Below are 5,236 nucleotides of genomic sequence, written 5' to 3'. Positions count from 1 at the left end.
GGCACCGCCGGACGGGCCGGCACCGCCGGGCGCCCTCGCCAGGCCCGGCCCCGCGCCCGGGTCCCGGGTCATCTGCTCGATGACCCGGCGGGTCACCTCGGGCGAGAGGAGCGCGTGCCCGTCGGCGACCGCCCGGATCGCCTCGACGAGGCGGTCGGGGTCGGCGTTCTTGAGGAGGAAGCCGCTCGCTCCCGCCTCGAGCGCCGCGAAGAGGTAGTCGTCGCGGTCGAACGTCGTGAGGATGACGACCTTCCCGTGCCCGGCCGCGACGATCTCGCGGGTCGCGTCGATGCCGTCGAGGACGGGCATCTGGACGTCCATGAGGATGACGTCCGGCCGCTCGGCGGCGGCGAGCTCGACGGCCTGCCGGCCGTTCTCGGCCTCGCCGACGACCACGATGTCGTCCTCGGCCGAGAGGATCATCGCGAACCCGCTGCGCACGAGCCGCTGGTCGTCGACGAGGAGCACGCGCACCGGCGCTCCGGGGGCCGTCACGCCGGCCCCTCGGAGGACCCTGGCGAGCGACCGGCGGACACGCCACGGGAGGCATCGGCGGCGACGGTCTCCCCTCCGGCCCGTGCGGGACCCCGCGAGGCACCACGGGGCGCGCGGCAGGGAGCGGGGAGCGGCAGCCGGACCCGCACGCGATACCCACCGGCCACCCGCGGCCCGATCTCGACGACGCCCCGCTGGGACGCTGCGCGCTCCCGGATGCCGAGCTGCCCGAGACCGCTGCCCGAGGTGCCGGCGCGCGGCCGGCCGTCGTCGATGACCTCGACCTCGGCATACCCGCCCTCGGCGGTCTCCTCGACGCGGAGGACGACGGCGACCCGGGTGGCCGTCGAGTGCCGTGACACGTTGGCGAGCGCCTCCTGGGCGGTCCGGACGAGCGTGAGGGCGACGGGTCCCGGGAGCCGGTCGACGGCGTCGGGCGGGTTCGCGACGACGTCGTAGGTCGTGGCGAGCGTGGGCGTGGCATGGACCGCGACGAGGTCGGGCAGGGAGTCCGGGCCCGGCTGCGGGGACCGGTTCCCCTCGCCCGACGGGGTCTCCTCGGCCGCGGACCGGAGGGTCCCGAGCAGGTCGCGCATCTGGGTCACGGCGTCGCGGGAGGAGCGCTCGATCTCGGTGAGCGCCCCCCTGGTCGCGGCGGTGTCGCGGTCGAGCATCTTGCGTCCCGCGGCGGCCTGGATCCCGATGACCGCGACGTGGTGGGCGACGACGTCGTGCAGCTCGCGGGCGATCCGCAGCCGCTCGTCGACGACGGCCCGGCGCTGGAGGTCGGCCGACTGCTCCGCGATCGTCGCGGCCTGCTCGGCGAGGGCCTCGCGCTGCCGCGCGCCCCGCCAGGCCACCTGGCCCATGACCGCGGCGCCGCCGAAGTACACCGCGTTGATGAGCAGGGTGAGGACGACGCTCGACGCGACCGGCGAGAGGGGCCCCTGGGGCCGGGTGTCGCCCAGCTCGCGCTGCAGCTGGGCGACCGCGTTGCCGACGGCGAACTGCCAGGCGAGCCAACCGAACATGAGCGTGACGACGAGGCCCATGACGACGGCCATCGTGCGGCGGTCCCGCGCATACGCGACGGCGGAGTAGAAGGCGACGAAGTAGACGACCTGCATCGACGCGTGGCCCATGAGGGTGGGGACGGTCACGCCGACGACGAACAGGTGGAGGGCGGCGCCCGCGCCCGCGGCGAGCGGGAAGCGGCGACGGATGACGAGCAGTCCGCAGGCCAGGGCGACGATGAGCCACTCGAGCCATCGGGGGGTCCCCACGTGCTCGAAGTAGCCCATGCCGCGGCTCAGCTCGATCGACACGAGGCTCACGACGGTGGCCGTCACCCCGACCCACACATCCTGGCGGGCGATCGGCTCGAGGGGTCGCTGCCAGTCGGAGTCGACGGCGAAGTACTCGCCGAGCCGGCGCGCGACGGGGCGGCGAGCGGACGGCATACGAACCAGCCTAGGGAGGTATGCCGCCGGCTCGCCTCAGCCCGTCGGCGGAGGGGTCTCCCCCTCGGGTCGGATCAGGGCGTGCTCGTCGACGAGGGCACCTTGGCGAGATCGTTCGCCGCGCCCGCGCCGGAGTCCGTGCTCGTCGCGCCGTCCGACTCGGAGTCGGTCGAGCTGCTCGTGGGCGCCTGCGTCGTCGACGTGCTCGTCGACGCCGAGCCCGAGCTCTCCGACGAGGTCGCCGAGGACGACGGGGACGTCGTCTGCGTGGCGCTCGGCGTCGAGGAGGGGGTCGGCGACTGGTCCTTGTCGCTCGAGCCCGACCCGCTGCGGACCTGGGAGATCGTCGTGCCGTGCTGGCCGTCGAGGGCCGAGCCCTTCATGAGCTCGATCCCGGTGATGGCGGCGGCGGCGATGAGGAAGATCGCGAGGGTCGCGACGAGCAGCTTCTTCAGGTTGAGCCGGATCGGGCCACGCGTCTGGACGGTGATCGACCCGTCGCCCGTCGGCACGGTGCGCAGCGGACGCGTGGCGACGGTGTCGCTCGCCGCCACGGTGCCGGCGGGCCGCCGGGCCGCGGCGGGGTCGGTCGGTCCGGTCGTCCGCACGGTCCGGATGGCGCTCCGCGCCTTGCGCAACGACTCGGTGTAGACGGCCGCGCCGACGGCGGAGACGACGCTCGCGACGGCCGTGCCGATGAGCGTGCCGGCGACGCCGAGGCGCGAGCCGAGGAAGGCGGCGGTCACGGCGGCGAGGGATCCGCCGACGAGCTGGGTCACGGAGAGACCGAGGGCGCGGCTGCTCTCCTCGGGCGGGTCACCGCCGGGCGTCGTCGGGCCGGTGGGGTGAGGGGTCGTCGGGTCTGGGCGAGTGGCGTATCGGGTAGGCACAGGGCTTCGGTGTTCTCGGGTCGTCGGTGTGGTCGTCCTCTGGTACCGACGTCGTGAGGGGCGTCGACCATGCCCGATCCCGCAAGGATGTGACGCGACCGACAGGCCCCCCGGTCGACGCCGACCCCCTCAGTGTAACGGCCGAACCTGTCAGCCCGGTGTGAGGACGTCGAGTCCGAGATGGGGGCGCAGCGCCTCGGGAACGACGACGGATCCGTCGGCCCGCTGGTGGTTCTCGAGGATCGCGACGATCCAGCGGGTCGTCGCGAGCGTGCCGTTGAGCGTCGCCGCGACCTGCGTCCCTCCCCCCTCGGACCGGAACCGCGTGCCGAGCCGGCGGGCCTGGAAGGTCGTGCAGTTCGACGTCGACGTCAGCTCGCGGTAGCGGCCCTGCGACGGGACCCACGCCTCGCAGTCGAACTTGCGCGCCGCCGAGGAGCCGAGGTCGCCGGCGGCGGTGTCGATGATCCGGTAGGGCACCTCGATCTTCGCGAGCATCTCGCGCTCCCACGCGAGGAGGCGGGCGTGCTCGGCGGCCGCCTGCGCCGGGTCGCAGTAGACGAACATCTCGATCTTGTTGAACTGGTGGACGCGGATGATCCCGCGCGTGTCCTTGCCGTAGGAGCCCGCCTCGCGCCGGTAGCACGTGGAGGACCCGGCATACCGCAGCGGTCCCTGGGACAGGTCGATGATCTCCTCGGCGTGGTAGCCGGCGAGCGCGACCTCCGAGGTGCCGACGAGGTAGAGGTCGTCGGCCTCGAGGCGGTAGACCTCGTCGGCGTGGGCGTCGAGGAACCCGGCGCCGCGCATGACCTGCGGGGCGACGAGCGTCGGCGTGACCATCGGGACGAACCCGGTCGCGACCGCCTGCTCCATCGCCGTCGCGAGGAGCGCCATCTCCAGTCGCGCCCCGAGGCCCTTGAGGAAGTAGAAGCGCGCGCCGGACACCTTCGCCCCGCGGGCCATGTCGACGGCGTCGAGGGCCTCGGCGAGCTCGAGGTGGTCCCGCGGCGCGAACCCCTCGGCGGCGAAGTCGCGTGGCGTGCCGACGTGCTCGACGACGACGTAGTCGTCCTCGCCTCCGCTCGGGACGCCGGGCTCGATGACGTTGCCGATCCTGCGGACGAGGGTGTCGAAGCGCTCCTGCGCGGCACCGGCCGTCGCGTCGAGGTCCTTGACCCGGGCGGACAGTTCCTTGGTCCGGGCGAGGAGGGCGGCCTTCTCCTCCCCCTGCGCCGCCGCGACCTGCTTGCCGAGGGACTTCTGCTCCGCGCGCAGCTGCTCGTATGCCGTGAGGGAGGTCCGGCGCTGCTCCTCCGCCGCGAGCACCTCGTCGACGATTCCGTCGTCCTCGCCCCGGGCGCGCTGCGAGGCCCGGACGACGTCCGGATCGTCGCGCAGCAGCTTGATGTCGATCACGCAGTCACCCTAATGTCCCTCGGTCGTCAGGCTGTCGCCCCGACGTCCCAGAGGTGGTGGGCGAGGTCGTGGAGGCAGTACCGCCCGAGCGTGAGGACGGTGAACTCCGAGCCGTTGGACCGGATCCCGCGCCGCTCCCACTGCGGACCGGTCACCGTCGCGTACCCCTGCGCGAGGCCGTCCGCGGCGATGGCCAGCTCGTCCGCGACCGTGTCGGGCTCGCTCGCGGCGTAGTCCTTCTCGATCGCCGCCGCGTCCTGGTCCCAGTCGGCGAAGGTCGGCGCCTCCTCGTCGAGCATGAGGCGCAGCCGGGCGCCGAACACGTCGCAGACGTCACGGACGTGCGCGGCGTACTCCAGCGGCGACCACACCTCGGGGCGGGGCCGCGTCGCCACGTCGGGCCGGGCCAGGACCTCCGGCCACGGCGCCGTGAGCCGGTGGACGAGGCCGACGACCTCGTCCGGCCCGACCTCGCCCGCGACGAACCCGCAGTCGGGACACCGCCGCTCGACGGTCCACGTCCAGTCCTTGGTGTCCGGCTCGATGTGCTGCTGCTCCGTCATCGGTCCTGCCTCCTCATGGAGCCAGCCTGCCGCATACCTCATCCGGCCGGACAGCCGCATCGCGTGCAGTAACGTCCTCGCTCGTGTGGGAGAGTCCGGTCCTGGTGATCGGCGTCGCCGTCATCGCCCTGCTGCTCGTCGCCTTCGTCGTCCTCGCGCTGCGGGTCCGGGCCGAGCAGGCGGCGGAGGCCCACCGGCGGCCGCGCCGCGATGACTTCCGGCCCGAGCAGGCCCGGCACGCCCGCCCGCCCCGGCACGCCGCCTTCGTCATCAACCCGACGAAGTTCACCGACGTCACCGACCTCGAGCGCCGCCTGACGGCGAGCTGCCTGGCCCACGACTGGGCCGAGCCGGCGTTCCTCCACACGACGGCCGAGGATCCCGGGACGGGCCAGGCCCGCCGGGCCGC

At 73.8% G+C, this 5,236-nt stretch carries 5 protein-coding genes and 1 pseudogene; 1 reads left to right on the top strand and 5 read right to left on the bottom strand.

The window, feature by feature from the left end; translation table 11 throughout:
* The 5 genes from BN12_RS17990 to BN12_RS17970 all read right to left on the bottom strand — a co-directional run.
* Positions 1–423, bottom strand: a 423-nt coding sequence (locus BN12_RS17990) for a response regulator (protein ID WP_235432570.1), incomplete at its 3' end; no start/stop codon positions are given.
* Positions 424–491: 68 nt separating this feature from the next.
* On the bottom strand, positions 492–1,955 hold the full coding sequence (locus BN12_RS17985; RefSeq protein WP_083454745.1) for a sensor histidine kinase: 1,464 nt from the start codon (positions 1,953–1,955) through the stop codon (positions 492–494).
* Positions 1,956–2,029: 74 nt separating this feature from the next.
* On the bottom strand, positions 2,030–2,734 hold the full coding sequence (locus tag BN12_RS17980) for a hypothetical protein (protein ID WP_048554622.1): 705 nt from the start codon (positions 2,732–2,734) through the stop codon (positions 2,030–2,032).
* Between the two features lie 261 nt (positions 2,735–2,995).
* Positions 2,996–4,264, bottom strand: coding sequence for a serine--tRNA ligase (serS, locus tag BN12_RS17975; RefSeq protein WP_048554621.1), 1,269 nt, complete (start codon positions 4,262–4,264; stop codon positions 2,996–2,998).
* Between the two features lie 26 nt (positions 4,265–4,290).
* Positions 4,291–4,827: a DinB family protein gene (locus tag BN12_RS17970; RefSeq protein ID WP_048556567.1), complete on the bottom strand. Its 537-nt coding sequence runs from the start codon at positions 4,825–4,827 to the stop codon at positions 4,291–4,293.
* A gap of 83 nt (positions 4,828–4,910) precedes the next feature.
* Between BN12_RS17970 and BN12_RS25370 the strand changes: the two are divergent.
* Positions 4,911–5,236, top strand: a pseudogene (locus BN12_RS25370) (diacylglycerol/lipid kinase family protein); the annotation flags it as partial.

Origin of the sequence: Nostocoides japonicum T1-X7, assembly GCF_001046855.1 — a bacterium.
In the GTDB taxonomy this organism is placed as follows: Bacteria; Actinomycetota; Actinomycetes; order Actinomycetales; family Dermatophilaceae; genus Nostocoides; species Nostocoides japonicum.
This window is presented reverse-complemented; position numbering and strand designations above follow the sequence as displayed.

Bases quoted from the DNA above. Each gene is read 5' to 3' on its own strand.
- BN12_RS17970 (WP_048556567.1), bottom strand. From the start codon at position 4,827: ATGACGGAGCAGCAGCACATCGAGCCGGACACCAAGGACTGGACGTGG.
- BN12_RS17985 (WP_083454745.1), bottom strand. From the start codon at position 1,955: ATGCCGTCCGCTCGCCGCCCCGTCGCGCGCCGGCTCGGCGAGTACTTC.